Below are 16,918 nucleotides of genomic sequence, written 5' to 3'. Positions count from 1 at the left end.
GTCACGTCAGCTACTTCCTTGCTAGCTACAGTTATTGGGCTGTTTGCACCACACCTTAGTTTTTATATCTTAGTTCTTAATCCTTGGGCCGCGGGGGTGGTTATAGTGCAGGTATAGGATAATCTAACAAAGAACAGCCCTCCGCGTAGTTGGGGCGGACCAGTAAAACTGGGCTTGTGTTGTCGTGGTTAATTACTACAACAACATAAGTCCCAAACAACCAAACCAATAATCGCTTTTAATTCTTAAAAAATCCAATTTTCCATTAAAAATCGGTTAGAAAAGGTATTGATTTTATTCATGTTTTTTGTCTATTTTTTAACAAAAAAACACCCAATCAGAACGCTTAAATCACCAAAAAAAACGATGATTTATTTTATTTGTCTTGCTCCAGCATCAAAATGCGCTAACAACTAAGCTGAGTTATTAGTATATAATATAGTTTATTGCTGTTTTAATAGATATTTAAAGAAAATGTTTCAGCCCGCTTTTTATCCAGTTGAATCTATCGCGCATATAAACTTTTTACAATAATGTTTAACTATAGTATGTCTTATCATACTGGGCCGTTATTTTAAATAACACGATGATTTTATTTGCGATAATTTATCTTATCTACACTTGGTCTAATCTATTTAATCAATTCGTGTTTAATTATTAGGAATCTTCTTGAATAAACCTATAAAATTTGATAGTTTACACGAAAGGATTTTTACATTAAAAACTCAAAAAAAGAAGGTAATTGTTATGACAATCAAAGTAGGTATTAATGGATTTGGCCGTATTGGCCGTATTGTTTTCCGTGCTGCTCAAAAACGTTCAGACATTGAAATTGTTGCAATCAACGATTTATTAGATGTTGAATATATGGCTTATATGCTTAAATATGATTCAACTCACGGTCGTTTTGACGGTACAGTTGAAGTTAAAGACGGTAAATTGGTTGTTAACGGTAAAACAATCCGTGTTACTGCTGAACGCGATCCTGCAAACTTAAAATGGAACGAAGTCGGTGTTGATGTTGTTGCAGAAGCAACTGGTTTATTCTTAACTGACGAAACTGCGCGTAAACACATCCAAGCTGGCGCTAAAAAAGTTGTTTTAACTGGTCCTTCAAAAGATAGCACGCCAATGTTTGTTATCGGTGTGAATGATAAAGATTATGCAGGTCAAGATATCGTTTCTAACGCATCATGTACTACTAACTGTTTAGCGCCATTAGCTAAAGTTATCAACGACAACTTTGGTATCGTTGAAGCGTTAATGACTACTGTTCACGCAACTACTGCAACTCAAAAAACTGTTGATGGTCCATCTCATAAAGATTGGCGTGGTGGTCGTGGTGCTGCTCAAAACATCATCCCTTCATCAACTGGTGCTGCTAAAGCAGTAGGTAAAGTTATCCCTGAATTAAATGGTAAATTAACAGGTATGGCTTTCCGTGTTCCTACTCCAGACGTTTCTGTAGTTGACTTAACAGCTCGTTTAGCTAAACCTGCTAAATACGAAGATATCTGTAAAGCAATCAAAGCCGCTGCTGAAGGTCCAATGAAAGGCGTTCTTGGTTATACAGAAGATGATGTTGTTTCTACTGATTTCTTAGGTGAAGTTTGCACATCTGTATTTGATGCTAAAGCAGGTATCCAATTAAGCGATAACTTTGTTAAACTTGTTTCTTGGTATGATAACGAAGTGGGTTATTCAAACAAAGTTCTAGACTTAATTGCGGTTATTTCTAAGAAATAATTAACATTTAGCTTTGTTTAAAGGCGGCCTTAGGGTCGCTTTTTTTATGCATTAAGTTAGGTAATTTTAGAATATAAAAAACGCCCATTTGCGAATGGGCGTTTTGCTGTATGAAAATGAATTTTTTAAGCTTCGATTATTAGATAACAACAACTTCAGCAGCGGCTGGTCCGCGAGGGCTATCTTGGATAGCGAATTCAACTTGTTGCCCTTCAGCTAAGGTTTTGAAACCGTCACCTGAAATAGCAGAAAAATGAACGAATACATCTTTGCTTCCATCAGCAGGGGTAATAAAACCAAAACCTTTACTTTCATTAAACCATTTCACTTGGCCTGTTTTCTTATTCATTTACTAGACATCCTAACAATAATTAATAATTAGCCTTTCGGCTCGTATGGGTATTAACATTGTATTAATTATGTAGCTCAAAACCATAATCGTGTACTCAAGGTTACATCAATTAAGGTGAATCGTTTCCGTAATTTTTTACCATGTTGTTTGCCCATTGCTATTACCGCATAATTTATAATCGAAAGCAAGATGTTAATAACAATTTTTTTTACTTAGAATACAGTTTTTCTTAAATTTTTAGACAGTCACTTATTAATTGATAAAAAGTAAATTGCTGGGTAATTGAATCTTTTAAATTATTTCGAAAGTCAATATATTAGAGGTTGTTGATTTTTTGTATTAATCATAATTTTCTTTACATTTTTCGCCATATCATACGCACCGCTCCGATATAACTTATTTGTACCATTGATAATGGAAAATCAATAGCCCCTATATAAAATAAAAGCCATAAATGGTATTTATGGCTTTGTTGGAGTTTTTTATTACTTAATTTTATTTATTTTTTGCTCGTTCAAATGACTCAATAATTTCTTTGCGGGCTGCTTCAGCATTGTCCCAACCGTCAACTTTAACCCATTTACCTTTTTCTAATGCTTTGTATTGTTCGAAAAAGTGTTTGATTTGTGATTTAAGTAATTCAGGTAAATCATCAACATCTTTAATGTGATCATATTCTTTTGATAGTTTGCTATGAGGCACTGCAACTAGTTTTGCATCTTGGCCAGCTTCGTCAGTCATTTTTAATACACCAACAGGACGGCAGCGGATAACAGAGCCCGGTTGTAATGGGTATGGTGTTGGGACTAATACATCAACTGGATCGCCATCTAATGATAATGTGTGATTAATATAACCGTAGTTGCATGGATAAAACATTGCTGTTGCCATAAAACGGTCAACAAATACAGCACCGGTGTCTTTATCGACTTCATATTTTATTGGATCTGCGTTAGCTGGAATTTCAATCACAACGTAAATATCATCTGGTAATTCTTTACCTGCTGGTACATTTAAAAGTCCCATTTTTGTATCCTCTATCTAAATTTATATAGTGTTTGTTATTAATAATAAGCGGTACATTATAAAGATTATTCTATATCGCTCAATTCTTTTAAATATTGAAAAATTTGCCTTGCCGATTTTACGGGTTTATTGGTTTCTTGCTCTTTTTTAGCTAAACGCGCTAAGGTGCGCAGTTGCTGGCGATCGGCTGTTGGGTATAAGTCCATAATGGTTTCAGCATCGCCAGTTGTGATCAGGTCATCGCGTAGCTTTTCGAGTTTGTGAAATAGGGCAATTTGCTGATTGTGGCGATTTTTTAGTTTATCAAGCGCTTGGCTGATAGGTTCAATATCACGGCTACGTAGCAGTTTGCCAATGTATTGAATTTGTCGGCGATATCCTTCTTTTTTTATTTTCTGCGCAAGTTCAATGGCATAAATAAGATCTTCATCTAGAGGGATTTTTTCTAGTTCGTTTTTACTTAAATTGACAAGTTCAATACCTAATTTTTTAAGGGCTTCGGCATCGCGTTTGATTTCACTTTTGCTAACGTAAATGATTTCTTCGTCTTCATTGTCAATAGCAAAATTGGGTTCTAGATTTGTCTCTTGATTGTGATTCATATTATTTCTTTTGTTAACTAATATTCAATTCTGGCTTATTATAACGTATCACTAGCAGAATTGTAGAAAATAATAAAATGAGCATTGAACAGAATAAAAAAGAAGCCTTAAACCAAAAAGAACATTTATCAGCAATTGTCGCTAATGCTATTAATCAAGCAAAATCACGTGTTGATGCTGTTGAGGTGTCAATTAATCAATCAACGGGTATTAGTGTAAGCACGCGTCTTGGCGAAACTGAAAATGTTGAGTTTAATAGTGATGGTGCGCTATCTATAACTGTTTATCAAAATCAAAGTAAAGGCAGTGCGTCAACCAATGACTTATCCGAACAGGCAATTTTGCAAACGGTGGATATGGCAATTAATATTATGCAATATACCTCGCCCGATCCTTGCTCCGGTTTGGGAGATGCAAGCCAAATGGCATTTAATCCACCTGATTTAGATTTATTTTACCCAAGTGATTTGAATGTCGATAATGCTATTGAGCAGGCCAAACAAGCTGAATTAACCGCGCTCAATCATTCAAAATTAATTAATACTGATGGTGGTTATTTTAGTAGTCGCTATGGTGTTTATGTGTATGGTAATAGTTTAGGGATGTTACAAGGTTACTGCGCAAGTTCACATTCTCTTTCATGTTCTGTCATTGCTGAACAAGCAGGGCAGATGGAAAGTAATTATGCTTATACTTCATCACGCGATTTTAGTGAATTAAAATCAGCAAATTGGGTTGGTAAGCAGGCGGCCGATAGAGCGATTTCACATTTAGGCGCTAAGCAACTCCCAACCATGCAAGCGCCAGTGCTATTTAGTGCGGAAGTTGCCGTTGGGCTGATTAGGCATTTAGTGGGCGCTATAAGTGGTGGGGCAATTTATCGTAAATCCTCGTTTTTATTAAACAGTGTTGGGCAAACTATTTTTCCTAACTGGTTAACCATTTATGAAGATCCTCATATACTAAAAGGTGTTGGGTCATCACCTTTTGATAGTGAAGGTATTAAAACAGTTCAACGTAATATTGTTGAGCAAGGTGTGTTGCAAACTTATTTGTTAGGTAACTATTCGGCGCGTAAATTGGGTTTAACCTCGACTGGGCATGCAGGTGGAATTCATAATTGGTTTGTATCACCAAGCCAAACCAATGCGGGTTTTGATGATATGCTTAAAAAATTGGATAAAGGTGTTGTTATAACTTCTTTAATGGGGCAAGGTGTTAATAGTGTGACCGGCGATTATTCGCGTGGAGCTACTGGTTTTTGGGTTGAAAATGGTCAAATTCAATATCCAGTTAACGAAATTACCATTGCTGGTAATCTTAAGGATATCTATAAGAACATTGTGGCAATCGGTAATGATGTTGAAACAAGAACAAACATCCAATGTGGCTCAATTTTGATTGATAATATGAGCATAGCAGGAAAATAAGGATCAGTATGGGTAGATTTTTTCACAGTGCTTTTTTTCAAAAAATAACTTCATGGATGCCGGGGTTAAGCAGTTTATTACAGTATAAACGCGAGTATTTGGGTTTTGACATTAAGGCTGGTCTATCGGTTGCCGCTGTTTCATTACCCGTGTCAATTGCTTATGCTGAATTGACTGGCGTTGGAGCTATAGCTGGACTATATTCGACCATTTTACCTTTAATTGTGTATGCGCTTTTTGGTTCTTCTAAGCAACTGATTGTAGGGCCTGATACGGCTACTTGTGCTGTGGTTGCGGCTGTTGTATTACCGTTAGCGGCAAATGATCCAATATTGCGTTGGCAATTAGTTGTGATCTTAACAATCATGATCGGTATTTGGTGTATCATCGCAGGAAAGTTGCATCTAGGAGCCTTGGCTGACTTGCTTAGTCAGCCTATTTTAATTGGTTTACTAAATGGTATTTCAATCACCATTATGGTTGATCAGTTAGCCAAAACATTAGGCTTTAGTTATGATTATTCTTATTTGATTGAGCGAATTGTGTATTTCCCCTTTAAAATACTACAAATCCATATAGGTACTGCACTGGTTTCATTTTTTACGTTATTAATTTTAATTGTTTTAAAGCGTTTAAAGCCTCAATATCCAGCGCCGCTGTTAGCCGTTATTGTGATGACGTTTTTTTCATGGCTGTTTAATTTTGATCATTTTAATATTCGGATTATTGGTAATGTGAGCAGTGATTTTATTCCTGCCGAATCATGGCTTGATTTTGATAAAGGTTTAATGCGTGATTTAGTTGTCCCTTCACTTAATATTGCCATCATCTGCTTTGTGAGCATGATGATAACCGTACGCAGTTTTGCCTCTAAAAATAACTATGAAACTAATGCTGATGTTGAATTTAAAGCATTGGGTATCGCCAATATTGTAGCCGGGTTATCACAAGGTTTTGTTGTTAGTGGTACTTCATCAAGAACCGCTGTGAATGATGCCAATGGGGGTAAAACTCAGCTCGTTTCGATTATTGCCGCAATGTTAATTGGTATAGTTGTATTGTTTTTTCTTTCACCTTTACAATTTATTCCAACTTGCGTGTTAGGGGTGATTTTAATTTATTCTTCAATTTCGTTAATCAATTTTCAAACAATTATCAGCTTTTTTAAATTTGATCGGGATGCGTTTTATTTAAGTTTGACAACACTTGTATCAGTACTAGTTATCGGTATTATTCCGGGTATGGCGTTAGCCGTGTTATTAGGGCTATTTTTGTTTTTACGTCGTGTATTTAGGCCAAACGATCAATTGCTAGGCGTTGATGAAAGTGGTCGAATTCATTCAATAAGTCAAGATGTAAAGCCGCTCACTAATACGATGATTTATAGATTTAATTCTCCATTGACGTATTTTAATATTGCGTATTTTAAACGAAGAATTATTAGTTATGTTGACGAAGCTCAAGAGCCTATACACTATGTGATTGTTGATGCAATTCCTTGTTTTACTTATAAAGATGTTAGTGTGCTGTCGGGAATTGATGAATTGGTGAAGTCTTTAAAAGTAAGAAACATTATTCTAATTTTATCTGGTCGACGTAAAACGCTCAAAAACTGGTTTAAAAAAATGAATATTAGGCTTGATGAGGAATATGTTGAGTTCGCTTATGATCTTTATTTTGCGGTTAGATTGATTCAAAGTAAGGAGCATATGGATAATAAGATTGACGATGAATATGATCAGTTATCATAATGGATGATTAAATATGAGAAATTTGTTTTTTTTATTTATTTAAATATCCCTTGTTTTCGATAGATCAGCCAATATTAATATAGACAATACCCTACAAATTTAAGTAGAATACTAGATCTTTCAAATGAAGCATTTTAGTAAACAATTTTAGAGGTAAAAATGGCACGTGTAACTGTTCAAGATGCAGTAGAAAAAATTGGTAATCGCTTTGATCTCGTTATTGTAGCAGCAAGACGCGCTCGTCAACTACAAGTTGAAAATAAATCACCACTGGTTCCGGAAGAAAACGACAAAGAAACGGTTGTTGCTTTGCGTGAAATTGAAGAAGGTCTTGTTAATAAGCAAATTCTTGATGTTGCCGATTTCCAAGCACGCCAAGATGAGGAAGCAGAAGTCCGTGCAACGCTTCATGAGTCGATTCTTCTCGAAAATACACCATCGTACGAATAAGCTTAGCTTGACAGGAATTGCTTATGCAATATTTTGATAGCTTAAAAGAGCTTGTAGCATCTTATCTTCCTCCTAAACAAGTCGAATTGATACAAGATGCTTATCTTTTTGCTAAAAATGCTCATGAAGGGCAATTCCGATGTAGTGGTGAACCTTATATCACTCACCCTGTTGCAGTGGCAACAAATTTAGCTGAAATGCGGCTTGATTATGAAACCATTATTGCCGCACTTTTACATGACACTATTGAAGATACTCCGGTCACCTTTCAAGATATTACAAACAAATTTGGTAATCATGTCGCCGTTTTAGTAGAAGGTGTCTCTAAACTTGATAAATTAAAATTCCGTAACAGACAAGAGGCACAAGCCGAAAATTTTCGAAAAATGGTGCTAGCTATGACCGAAGATGTGCGCGTTATTTTAATTAAACTTGCCGATCGTACTCATAATATGCGCACGTTGGAGGCTTTAAGGCCTGACAAACGCCGTCGCATTGCTAAAGAAACTCTCGAAATTTATGCTCCTTTGGCTCATCGTTTAGGTATTCATCATATTAAAACTGAACTTGAGATTTTGGGCTTTACAGCAATGCATCCCAATCGCGCTAAAGTGATTGAAAAAGTGATTAAAACAGCGCGTAATACCCGAAAAGAGCTTATTCAACAGATTTTGTCTGAAATAAAACAGCGATTACACGACTCACATATTGATGCAAAAGTGACAGGTATTGAAAAAAATATTTATGTGATTTATCAAAAGATGAAACTGCGCGAGCAGCAGTTTCATTCCATTATGGATATTTACACTTTTAGAATTGTGGTTAAAGATGTCGATGCTTGTTATCGTGCACTTGGGTTGGTACATAATTTATATAAACCACGGCTTAATCGTTTTAAAGACTATATAGCGATTCCTAAAGCGAATGGTTACCAGTCGTTACATTCATCGTTAATTGGTCCACACGGAACGCCAGTTGAAGTGCAAATTCGTACCGAAGATATGGATCAAATGGCCGAAATGGGCGTTGCTGCGCATTGGGTATATAACGAAACTGACGAATTAAACAATACTACAACGCAAATTAAAGCACAGCGTTGGATGCAAAGCCTGCTAGAACTACAACAAAGTGTAGGGAACTCTTTTGAATTTATCGAAAACGTAAAATCAGACTTATTTCCTAAAGAGATTTACGTTTTTACTCCTAAAGGCCGTATTGTTCAGTTACCTGAAGGGGCGACTGCGGTTGATCTTGCTTATGCGGTTCATTCGGATATCGGTTACCAATGTATTGGCGCGATTGTTGATCGTAAACCTTATCCACTATCACAACCATTAAGTAGTGGGCAGACGGTTGAAATTATTACCTCACCAGAAGGTCGACCTAATGCCAATTGGCTGAATTTTGTAGTGAGTGCTAAAGCAAAATTGCGTATTCGTCATGCGCTTAAAACACTTAAGCGTGAAGATGCCGTTGAATTAGGTCGGCGTTTACTTAATCTTTCGTTAGTTAAATCTGGCGGTATTAGTGGGTTATCATCAAGTCAAAAAGCTAGAGTGGTTGAATTAGCACAATTACCCACTTTTGATGACGTCTTAGCCGAAATAGGACTAGGCAATATTATGAGTCATTTTATTGCTAAAGGTTTAGAACATAAATCGCTGTTACAAAGTAAATCAGAGCAAAATAAAACACTTGTTATCACTGGTAGTGAAGGCGTTTTGGTAACATTTTCTAAGTGTTGTCATCCTATTCCCAATGATCCTATTGTTGGACATGTTAGTCCTGAAAAGGGACTGACAGTGCATCATGAATCTTGTCGCAATATTACTGGTTATCAAAATAACCCAGAAAAATACATCTCGCTCAAATGGGCACCAGATATTTCTCAACGCTTTGTTGCTGAAATTTGGGTCGATATTTTAAATACGCAAGGCTCTTTAGCTCATATTCTTTCGATTATTAATGATGACAATACTCATTTGCAATGGCTAAATACTGAAGAAAAAGATAGGCAAATTTATACTGTTATCTTACAGATAGAAGTAAAAAATACTCAACAACTTAATGAATTAATTCGTAAAATATCACTTCAACCTGATGTAGTAAGTGTTATACGAAATATAAATTAGTCATTATGATAAATCGTTTTCTAGACCATTTGCCGTTAATAAAATTAATGGGTATTGGTGCAAGTTTAGAAAAAAAATTCAATACATTAGGTATTTATACCGCCAAAGATCTGCTATTGCATTTTCCTTTGCGTTATGAAGATCGCACTTCGTCTTGTGCTATTGGTGATGCCGTTATCGGTGAATTTACGACAATTGAAGGTGTGATTGTCAAAAGCGAAGTGACATTTAGCCGTCGGCAAATGCTCGTTTGCTATATTCAAGACCATTCAGGCATTGCTTTATTACGATTTATGCATTCTACTGCGGGCATGAAAGCTTCGTTAATCAAAGGAAAATGGATTAGTGCTTATGGTGAAATAAAACGCGGAAAAAACCACCTTGAAATTATTCATCCTCAATTTAAACTTAAAACTAATCGAGATGATAAAAGCACCACCTTAAATGATGATCAAGAAAAATATACGCCTATTTATTCAACCACCTATGGATTATCTCAAACAGTGATTCGACGATCGATTATGACGGCATTATTGTTTTTGAAAAATAATCCTCCAGACGAAATTTTACCACCACAACTAGCTTGTCATTTTTTGTCAGCATTAGATTGTTTAAATACTATTCATAACCCACCGATTGATACCCAAATTGCGCAGTTAGAATCGGGCGAACACCCTGCGATTAAACGATTTATCTTTGAAGAATTGATTGCGTACCATTTGAGTATGTTGATGATAAAAAAACATAACCAAAACCAGCAATCGCATCAATTTTTTCCAAATCAACGCTTGATTAAGCCGTTTTTATCATCATTGCCCTTTACCCCAACTCGTGCTCAACAACGAGTTGTGCAAGATATTTATCAAGATATGACCAAACCTGTGCCGATGATGCGATTAGTTCAAGGTGATGTGGGCTCTGGCAAAACGTTAGTTGCTGCATTAGCGGCATTAAATGCGATTGAAAACGGTAACCAAGTGGTCTTAATGGCGCCGACTGAAATATTAGCAGAACAGCATTATCACAATTTTAAACAATGGTTTGATCCACTAGGTATTTCTGTTGATTGGTTATCAGGGAGTTTAACAGCCAAAAATAAGCGACAGCGTTATGAGCGTATTTTAAATGGTGAAATTACCATGTTAATTGGAACTCATGCAGTGTTTGTCGATAAAGTGCAATTTAATTCATTAGGTTTGGTTATTATTGATGAACAGCATCGTTTTGGTGTTAATCAGCGCTTAAGTCTTTGGGAAAAAGGCATTAAAGATCATCTTTATCCACATCAATTAATTATGACCGCAACGCCTATTCCCAGAACATTAGCCATGACAGTTTATGCCGATCTCGATGTTTCAGTTATTGATGAACTACCACCGGGACGAACGCCCATTGCCACAGTTGTTATACCTAATACTCGCCGTGATGAGATCATTGAACGTGTAAATCAGGCTTGTTTAGATAATCGCCAAGTATATTGGGTATGTACTTTGGTTGAAGAGTCTGAAACGCTTGATGCGCAAGCGGCTGAAATGCTGGTTGCTGAATTACAAGTGCGTTTACCTCATTTAAACATTGCGTTAGTACATGGCAAAATGAAATCTGATTTAAAACAATCCGTCATGCAAGACTTTAAAGCCGGAAAAATTCAATTGCTTGTTGCCACAACGGTCATTGAGGTCGGTGTTGATGTACCTAACGCTAGTTTAATGATTATCGAAAATGCAGAACGATTAGGTTTAGCCCAATTGCATCAGTTGCGTGGACGAGTCGGACGTGGTTCGGCGGTGTCTCATTGTGTGTTGATGTATCAAGCGCCTTTAAGCAAAATTGCCCAAGCACGCATGAAGGTAATGCGTGAAAGTAATGATGGTTTTATTATTGCTCAAAAAGATCTTGAACTTCGAGGTGGTGGTGAAATTTTGGGAACACGGCAAATGGGAATGGCTAATTTTAAAGTGGTTGATCTGATTCGCGACCAGCATTTGATTAGCGAAGTACAGCAAGCCTCTTATGATATCCAAAAAAACTACCCACAAAGCGCAGTGCAATTAGTTGATTGCTGGTTACCAAATCGTGAAAAATATATTAATGCGTAAATTTAGATAGGTTGATTTGAAATGATATTTTTTAAATTGCTATCAATCCAACCCATTGCAATAAAACAGTTAATTACTCAATTGGTTATTATTTGGCAAATTGATATATGGCTTTAATCTTAAATTTTTAACTTTATAAGTTTATCCATTTTTATATCTGTTTGGTTAGCCATGATTATTTGCGCTTTGCACTGTTATGGCTATCGTGTAATATAGATAGCATCATAAAAAATGGAAAGAATTGCGAAGGTTGTATGAAATTAACTATAAAATCACTCTCTATCTTTTTCGTTACTTTGGCATTGGTGGGATGTGGATTAAAGGGCCCACTTTATCATCCAGTTGAAAAGGCACAAACGCAACAAACCAAACTAACAAAAACTGCCTCAATTCAATCTGATATATTGATTAAAACTGCATAATGGAATAAAACGATGGATTTTTTAACTTATCAACATGATCATTTATTTGCAAATCAAATAGCGATAGCCGATCTTGCTAAGCAGTATGGTACTCCATTATATGTTTATTCAGCCGATCACATAAGTAAACAGTTTTTAGCTTATGAACAGGCTTTGATCAATAATAAGCATTTAGTTTGTTATGCGGTTAAAGCTAATAGTAATTTAGCTGTCTTAAGTTTACTGGCAAAACTGGGGGCTGGTTTTGATATTGTTTCACAAGGCGAGTTAGAGCGAGTATTAAAAGCGGGTGCTGATCCTAAAAAAATCGTTTTTTCTGGCGTAGCTAAATCAATCGTTGAAATTGAACGTGCGCTTGAAGTCGGTATTAAATGCTTTAATGTTGAGTCTGAAGCCGAATTGTATCGAATTAATGAAGTTGCCAAACGATTAAATAAAACTGCACCGATTTCATTAAGAATCAATCCCGATGTAGATGCTAAAACACATCCTTATATCTCAACCGGTCTACGCGAAAATAAATTTGGGATTAGCTATGAGTTAGCTTTAGATGTTTACCGAAAGGCACGATCATTAGCCAATATCAATATTGTTGGTATTGATTGTCATATTGGTTCACAATTAACTCAATTATCGCCATTTCTTGATGCTGCCGATCGTATTCTTGCCTTAGTAGATAAATTGCAATCAGATAACATTATTATTGAACATATCGATTTAGGCGGAGGTTTAGGTGTTTGCTATGATAGTGAACAACCTCCGACAGCATCGCAACTTGTGACTGAGTTGAAAAATAAATTAATTAATTATCCCGATATCGAAATTTTATTTGAACCTGGGCGCTCAATTGTTGCTAATTCAGGTGTGTTAATCACTAAAGTAGAATATACCAAACATCAAGATGGTAATCATTTTGCAATTGTTGATGCGGGGATGAATGACCTAATTCGTCCTGCGCTTTACGATGCTTGGATGAACATATTGCCCGAAAAACAACCACAAGCAGACGATAAATCCTTTGCATACAATGTTGTTGGGCCAATATGTGAATCAAGCGATGTTCTGGCTTATCAGCGCAAGCTTTCGGTTAAGCAGGATGATTTGTTGGTCATTTGTAGTGCTGGAGCTTATGGCTTTAGTATGGCATCAAATTACAATAGCCATCCAAGACCTGCTGAAGTAATGCTTGTTGATGAACAACAGCATAAATTAATCCGTGAGCGTGAATCTTTCGAAGATTTATGGCGCGGTGAAGTGGTTTTATAATCTGGATAAATTGTATCGAAATGCTTAATGATAATCACATTTCAGATTTAAGTGGATGCTGTTTAACATTCAAAGCTAGAAACAAAAAAGAAAATAAATAATAACCTGTTACAGTAGAAGGTAAACTAACGATGAACTTTTCAAAAATGCATGGACTCGGAAATGATTTTATGGTTATTGATGCAGTGACGCAAAATGTTCATCTCTCGACTGAAATGATTAAACGAATGGCAGATAGGTATACAGGCGTTGGATTTGATCAGCTCCTTATAGTAGAACCGCCTTATGTGCCAGAGAGTGATTTTCATTATCGTATTTTTAATTCCGATGGTTCTGAGGTGGAGCAATGTGGTAATGGAGCGCGTTGTTTTGCGCGTTTTGTTCGTTTAAAAGGATTGAGTCGAAAACGCGTATTAAAAGTCAGCACCATGAAAGGTAATATTGTTTTAACCGTCAATGACGATGATACAGTACGTGTGAATATGGGAGTGCCTATTTTTGAACCGAATAAAATTCCTTTCAAGGCTATTAAAGAAGAAAAAACCTATATCATTCGAGCTCAAGAACAGACCGTATTATGTGGTGTTGCATCTATGGGCAATCCTCACTGTGTGATTCAAGTTGATAATATTGTAACTGCAGAAGTTGCAACGCTTGGCCCACTATTAGAACAACATGAACGCTTTCCTGAACGCGCCAATATTGGGTTTATGCATATTATTGATCGCAATAATATTAACTTACGAGTATTTGAACGCGGAGTTGGCGAAACACAAGCTTGTGGTACAGGTGCCTGTGCAGCTGTTGCAGTTGGTATCAATCAAGGGTTATTAAATCAAAGTGTTAATGTTAATTTACCTGGAGGTAAATTATTGATTGAATGGAAAGGTGGCAATCAACCACTTTATATGACAGGGCCGGCTACACATGTGTATGATGGTTTTATTGCGACTTAACTTTAATATCATCACCAATAAATGTTAGCATTTGTTAATAAAAAATGGCAAGGCAAAAATCGTTCAGAAAAGGTATTGATTTTATTGAAGTTTTTATTTGTGTTTTCAACGCATTAAACAAAGCCCAAAAGTAGCAGAAACATAACACAATAATACAGTAGACGTTAATATGGTTGGTAAAAATACACGAAACTTAAGAGCAAAAAAAGCTCAACAACAGTGTTCATCAGTAAAATTAAATGACGAAATTGTGAGTCAATATCTTATTGATAATCCTGATTTTTTTATACGAAATGCACGGTATGTTGAGAGTATGCGAGTACCTCATCCTGTACGAGGGATTATTTCATTACCTGAATGGAACATGGCTCGTCAGCGCAACAAAATTAATCAATTAGAATGCGAAATTTCATTATTGATGGAACATGCCAGTGCTAACGAGCTGTTGTTTAGCCAACTGATGGATCTGCAAATCGAATTGATTAAAGCTCAGGATCTAAGCGAATTAATTGTATTATTAAACACATGGGCAAAATCGTTAGGGCTTAGTGGTGCTTATTTATATCTTTTTGACGATAAATGGCTGCTTAATGCACCGTCAAATTATCTTTACTTAGCTTTAAATTCATCGCAATTTGATTTTATTCGTGTTAGACATTTACAGTATAGTCAACAATATTTAGGCACACTAAATTCAACTGAGCTTGATTTTTTATTACCTGAGCATGGCTATGTTGGGTCGGTGGCTTTATCTTTATTAGGGCAATTTGGTGATTTGGGACTGTTAATGTTTACTAGCGCTAATCCAGAACATTATCGAGCCGGACAAGGTACTTTGTTACTTGAAAAAATGAGTGAAATTTTACCTATTTTAATTGGCCGATGGATTATGCGAAAAAGATAAGGAAACGTCATGGTCCAACCTAACGAAAATAGTAATGCTACATTAACTTTGCCTGTTGATCAGTTTTTGAATTATTTAAAGTCAGAAAAGCAGCTCAGTTTAAATACCCAAATTAATTATCGACGTCAGCTTTATGCCCTTATTTCATTGGCAAAAGAGGCTGAAATTTCAACGTGGCATGATCTAGATTCATCGGCTGTAAGGGTGTTAATTAGTCGCAGTAAACAAACAGGATTACAAGCAAGAAGCTTATCATTAAGGCTATCGGCTTTGCGTAGTTTTTGTGATTGGATGGTAAAAAATGAGCGTCTTACAGCTAACCCTGCTCGTGGAGTGTTAAATCCAAAATTAGGTCAGCATTTACCTAAAAATATTGATATTGACGAGATTAATAAGTTGCTTGATATCAATTATAACGATCCGCTTTCAGTCCGTGATAGAGCAATGCTTGAAATCATGTATGGGTCAGGATTGCGCCTTTCTGAATTAGTTAGCCTTGATTGCCGGAAATTAAATCTTACCGATGGCGAAATTCGCGTAATGGGTAAGGGTAATAAAGAACGAAAACTGCCGTTAGGTCGAGAATCTATCAAATGGATTAAACATTGGCTGTCTATGAGGGATTGTCTTGTTCCACAAGACGATGCCTTGTTTATTTCAAAGTTAGGCAGACGAATTTCACCACGTAATGTTGAAAAACGATTTGCACAGTGGGGCGTTAAACAAGGTTTAAGCAGTCATGTTCATCCTCATAAACTACGCCATTCATTTGCCACACATATGCTTGAATCAAGTCGAGATTTGCGTGCAGTCCAAGAGTTGCTAGGGCATGCTGATTTATCAACGACCCAAGTCTATACTCATTTGGATTTTTCACACCTATCAGAAGTTTATGATTCAGCACATCCACGAGCAAAAAGAGGAAAATAATAATGAACTTTTATCGATCTATTAATACGATTAAAGCATTGACTTTCGATCTTGATGATACGTTATATGATAACAGCATGATTGTTGAAAAAGCAGAAGAAGAAATGATCAAAACGCTTCAAGGTTATGAACAATTACGCACGCTAACGATATCGGAATATTTTGCTGAAAAGCACGCTGTGCTTGTGTCTGATCCTGAAATTTATCACGATGTGATTGTTTGGCGAATTCAAACTATCAAATCGTTGTTAAGTAAAACTAACATACCAGTGCAAAAATTTGCAGATGTAATCGATGAATCAATTGCTTGTTTTAATTTTTGGCGACATAAGATTCAAGTTCCAGAATCAACCCATAAATTATTAAGCAAATTAGCTACCAAATACCCTTTGGCTGTGATCACTAATGGTAACGTTGATGTTAACCAAATTGGCCTGGGAGATTATTTCCAATTTTCACTACGTGGTGGTGAACACGGGCGTTCAAAACCCTTTCCTGAGATTTTTGAATTGGCCTGCCACAAATTAGCTATTCCATCGCACCATATCTTACATGTGGGGGATAATTTATTGACGGATGTTAATGGTGCCATCAATAATGGCTTTTTAGCTTGTTTCATTAATATTTATGAACGTGATATTTTACAGCTTGATGATGCAAGGTGTGTACCTCACGTCGAAATAACTCAATTGCCAGAATTAGATAATCTGTTATAATTTTACCTTTATCTGCATAAATAGATAGTAAACCAAAGTAAAGGTAAGTTAAGTTTTGTTAAGCGCTCGGTATGTTGCGCTTGATGGTTTTGTTATTACCTTTATATTCTATTTGATCACGCTCAACAAAAACATC

At 36.1% G+C, this 16,918-nt stretch carries 15 protein-coding genes; 12 read left to right on the top strand and 3 right to left on the bottom strand.

Annotation, left to right across the window (positions count from 1 at the left end):
- Nucleotides 1-747 precede the first annotated feature (747 nt).
- The gene (gene gapA / locus GQ598_RS08955; RefSeq protein ID WP_160403807.1) at nt 748-1,746 is read left to right on the top strand and encodes a glyceraldehyde-3-phosphate dehydrogenase; all 999 of its coding nucleotides are present in this window, start codon (nt 748-750) and stop codon (nt 1,744-1,746) included.
- A 139-nt stretch (nt 1,747-1,885) separates the two neighbouring features.
- On the opposite strand, the gene GQ598_RS08950 is transcribed toward gapA, so the two are convergent.
- The 3 genes from GQ598_RS08950 to yjgA all read right to left on the bottom strand — a co-directional run bounded on the left by GQ598_RS08950 (nt 1,886) and on the right by yjgA (nt 3,726).
- Nucleotides 1,886-2,095, bottom strand: coding sequence for a cold shock domain-containing protein (locus GQ598_RS08950; RefSeq protein WP_025315032.1), 210 nt, complete (start codon nt 2,093-2,095; stop codon nt 1,886-1,888).
- A gap of 498 nt (nt 2,096-2,593) precedes the next feature.
- Entirely contained in the window at nt 2,594-3,124 is a 531-nt protein-coding gene (gene ppa, locus GQ598_RS08945) for an inorganic diphosphatase (RefSeq protein WP_065561528.1), read from the bottom strand.
- A gap of 65 nt (nt 3,125-3,189) precedes the next feature.
- Complete coding sequence (gene yjgA, locus GQ598_RS08940; protein ID WP_160403805.1) at nt 3,190-3,726, bottom strand: ribosome biogenesis factor YjgA; 537 nt, start codon at nt 3,724-3,726, stop codon at nt 3,190-3,192.
- Between the two features lie 77 nt (nt 3,727-3,803).
- Between yjgA and pmbA the strand changes: the two genes are divergently transcribed.
- The 11 genes from pmbA to yigB all read left to right on the top strand — a co-directional run bounded on the left by pmbA (nt 3,804) and on the right by yigB (nt 16,782).
- The gene (gene pmbA / locus GQ598_RS08935) at nt 3,804-5,156 is read left to right on the top strand and encodes a metalloprotease PmbA (protein WP_160403803.1); all 1,353 of its coding nucleotides are present in this window, start codon (nt 3,804-3,806) and stop codon (nt 5,154-5,156) included.
- Nucleotides 5,157-5,164: 8 nt separating this feature from the next.
- Nucleotides 5,165-6,907, top strand: a complete 1,743-nt coding sequence (locus tag GQ598_RS08930) for a SulP family inorganic anion transporter (RefSeq protein WP_202112736.1) — start codon at nt 5,165-5,167, stop codon at nt 6,905-6,907.
- A gap of 159 nt (nt 6,908-7,066) precedes the next feature.
- On the top strand, nt 7,067-7,357 hold the full coding sequence (gene rpoZ, locus GQ598_RS08925; RefSeq protein WP_091345929.1) for a DNA-directed RNA polymerase subunit omega: 291 nt from the start codon (nt 7,067-7,069) through the stop codon (nt 7,355-7,357).
- 23 nt (nt 7,358-7,380) lie between these two features.
- Nucleotides 7,381-9,489, top strand: coding sequence for a bifunctional GTP diphosphokinase/guanosine-3',5'-bis pyrophosphate 3'-pyrophosphohydrolase (gene spoT, locus GQ598_RS08920; protein ID WP_160403801.1), 2,109 nt, complete (start codon nt 7,381-7,383; stop codon nt 9,487-9,489).
- Nucleotides 9,490-9,494: 5 nt separating this feature from the next.
- Entirely contained in the window at nt 9,495-11,588 is a 2,094-nt protein-coding gene (gene recG, locus GQ598_RS08915; protein WP_160403799.1) for an ATP-dependent DNA helicase RecG, read from the top strand.
- A gap of 254 nt (nt 11,589-11,842) precedes the next feature.
- The gene (locus tag GQ598_RS08910) at nt 11,843-12,010 is read left to right on the top strand and encodes a lipoprotein (RefSeq protein WP_160403798.1); all 168 of its coding nucleotides are present in this window, start codon (nt 11,843-11,845) and stop codon (nt 12,008-12,010) included.
- A gap of 12 nt (nt 12,011-12,022) precedes the next feature.
- A complete protein-coding gene (lysA, locus tag GQ598_RS08905) occupies nt 12,023-13,276 on the top strand; it encodes a diaminopimelate decarboxylase (RefSeq protein WP_160403795.1) in 1,254 nt (417 codons plus the stop codon).
- A gap of 131 nt (nt 13,277-13,407) precedes the next feature.
- Complete coding sequence (gene dapF, locus GQ598_RS08900) at nt 13,408-14,232, top strand: diaminopimelate epimerase (RefSeq protein WP_091345918.1); 825 nt, start codon at nt 13,408-13,410, stop codon at nt 14,230-14,232.
- A gap of 169 nt (nt 14,233-14,401) precedes the next feature.
- Nucleotides 14,402-15,136 carry a DUF484 family protein gene (locus GQ598_RS08895; protein ID WP_160403794.1) on the top strand — a complete coding sequence of 245 codons (735 nt, stop codon included), beginning with the start codon at nt 14,402-14,404 and terminating at the stop codon, nt 15,134-15,136.
- Nucleotides 15,137-15,145: 9 nt separating this feature from the next.
- Nucleotides 15,146-16,066: a tyrosine recombinase XerC gene (xerC, locus tag GQ598_RS08890; protein ID WP_160403792.1), complete on the top strand. Its 921-nt coding sequence runs from the start codon at nt 15,146-15,148 to the stop codon at nt 16,064-16,066.
- Between the two features lie 2 nt (nt 16,067-16,068).
- Nucleotides 16,069-16,782 (top strand): 5-amino-6-(5-phospho-D-ribitylamino)uracil phosphatase YigB, encoded by a 714-nt coding sequence (gene yigB, locus GQ598_RS08885; protein WP_160403790.1) that lies wholly within the window; start codon nt 16,069-16,071, stop codon nt 16,780-16,782.
- Nucleotides 16,783-16,918 lie beyond the last annotated feature (136 nt).

Source organism: Gilliamella sp. Pas-s95 (assembly GCF_009795795.1).
Taxonomy (GTDB): domain Bacteria; phylum Pseudomonadota; class Gammaproteobacteria; order Enterobacterales; family Orbaceae; genus Gilliamella; species Gilliamella bombicola.
The sequence above is the reverse complement of the archived record's forward strand: the minus strand, read 5'-3'. Positions and strand labels throughout refer to the sequence as shown.

Excerpts from the sequence above, each read along its gene's own strand:
- gapA (WP_160403807.1), top strand. The coding sequence starts at position 748 with ATGACAATCAAAGTAGGTATTAATGGATTTGGCCGTATTGGCCGTATT.
- GQ598_RS08950 (WP_025315032.1), bottom strand. The coding sequence starts at position 2,095 with ATGAATAAGAAAACAGGCCAAGTGAAATGGTTTAATGAAAGTAAAGGT.
- ppa (WP_065561528.1), bottom strand. The coding sequence starts at position 3,124 with ATGGGACTTTTAAATGTACCAGCAGGTAAAGAATTACCAGATGATATT.
- yjgA (WP_160403805.1), bottom strand. The coding sequence starts at position 3,726 with ATGAATCACAATCAAGAGACAAATCTAGAACCCAATTTTGCTATTGAC.
- pmbA (WP_160403803.1), top strand. The coding sequence starts at position 3,804 with ATGAGCATTGAACAGAATAAAAAAGAAGCCTTAAACCAAAAAGAACAT.
- GQ598_RS08930 (WP_202112736.1), top strand. The coding sequence starts at position 5,165 with ATGGGTAGATTTTTTCACAGTGCTTTTTTTCAAAAAATAACTTCATGG.
- rpoZ (WP_091345929.1), top strand. The coding sequence starts at position 7,067 with ATGGCACGTGTAACTGTTCAAGATGCAGTAGAAAAAATTGGTAATCGC.
- spoT (WP_160403801.1), top strand. The coding sequence starts at position 7,381 with ATGCAATATTTTGATAGCTTAAAAGAGCTTGTAGCATCTTATCTTCCT.
- recG (WP_160403799.1), top strand. The coding sequence starts at position 9,495 with ATGATAAATCGTTTTCTAGACCATTTGCCGTTAATAAAATTAATGGGT.
- GQ598_RS08910 (WP_160403798.1), top strand. The coding sequence starts at position 11,843 with ATGAAATTAACTATAAAATCACTCTCTATCTTTTTCGTTACTTTGGCA.
- lysA (WP_160403795.1), top strand. The coding sequence starts at position 12,023 with ATGGATTTTTTAACTTATCAACATGATCATTTATTTGCAAATCAAATA.
- dapF (WP_091345918.1), top strand. The coding sequence starts at position 13,408 with ATGAACTTTTCAAAAATGCATGGACTCGGAAATGATTTTATGGTTATT.
- GQ598_RS08895 (WP_160403794.1), top strand. The coding sequence starts at position 14,402 with ATGGTTGGTAAAAATACACGAAACTTAAGAGCAAAAAAAGCTCAACAA.
- xerC (WP_160403792.1), top strand. The coding sequence starts at position 15,146 with ATGGTCCAACCTAACGAAAATAGTAATGCTACATTAACTTTGCCTGTT.
- yigB (WP_160403790.1), top strand. The coding sequence starts at position 16,069 with ATGAACTTTTATCGATCTATTAATACGATTAAAGCATTGACTTTCGAT.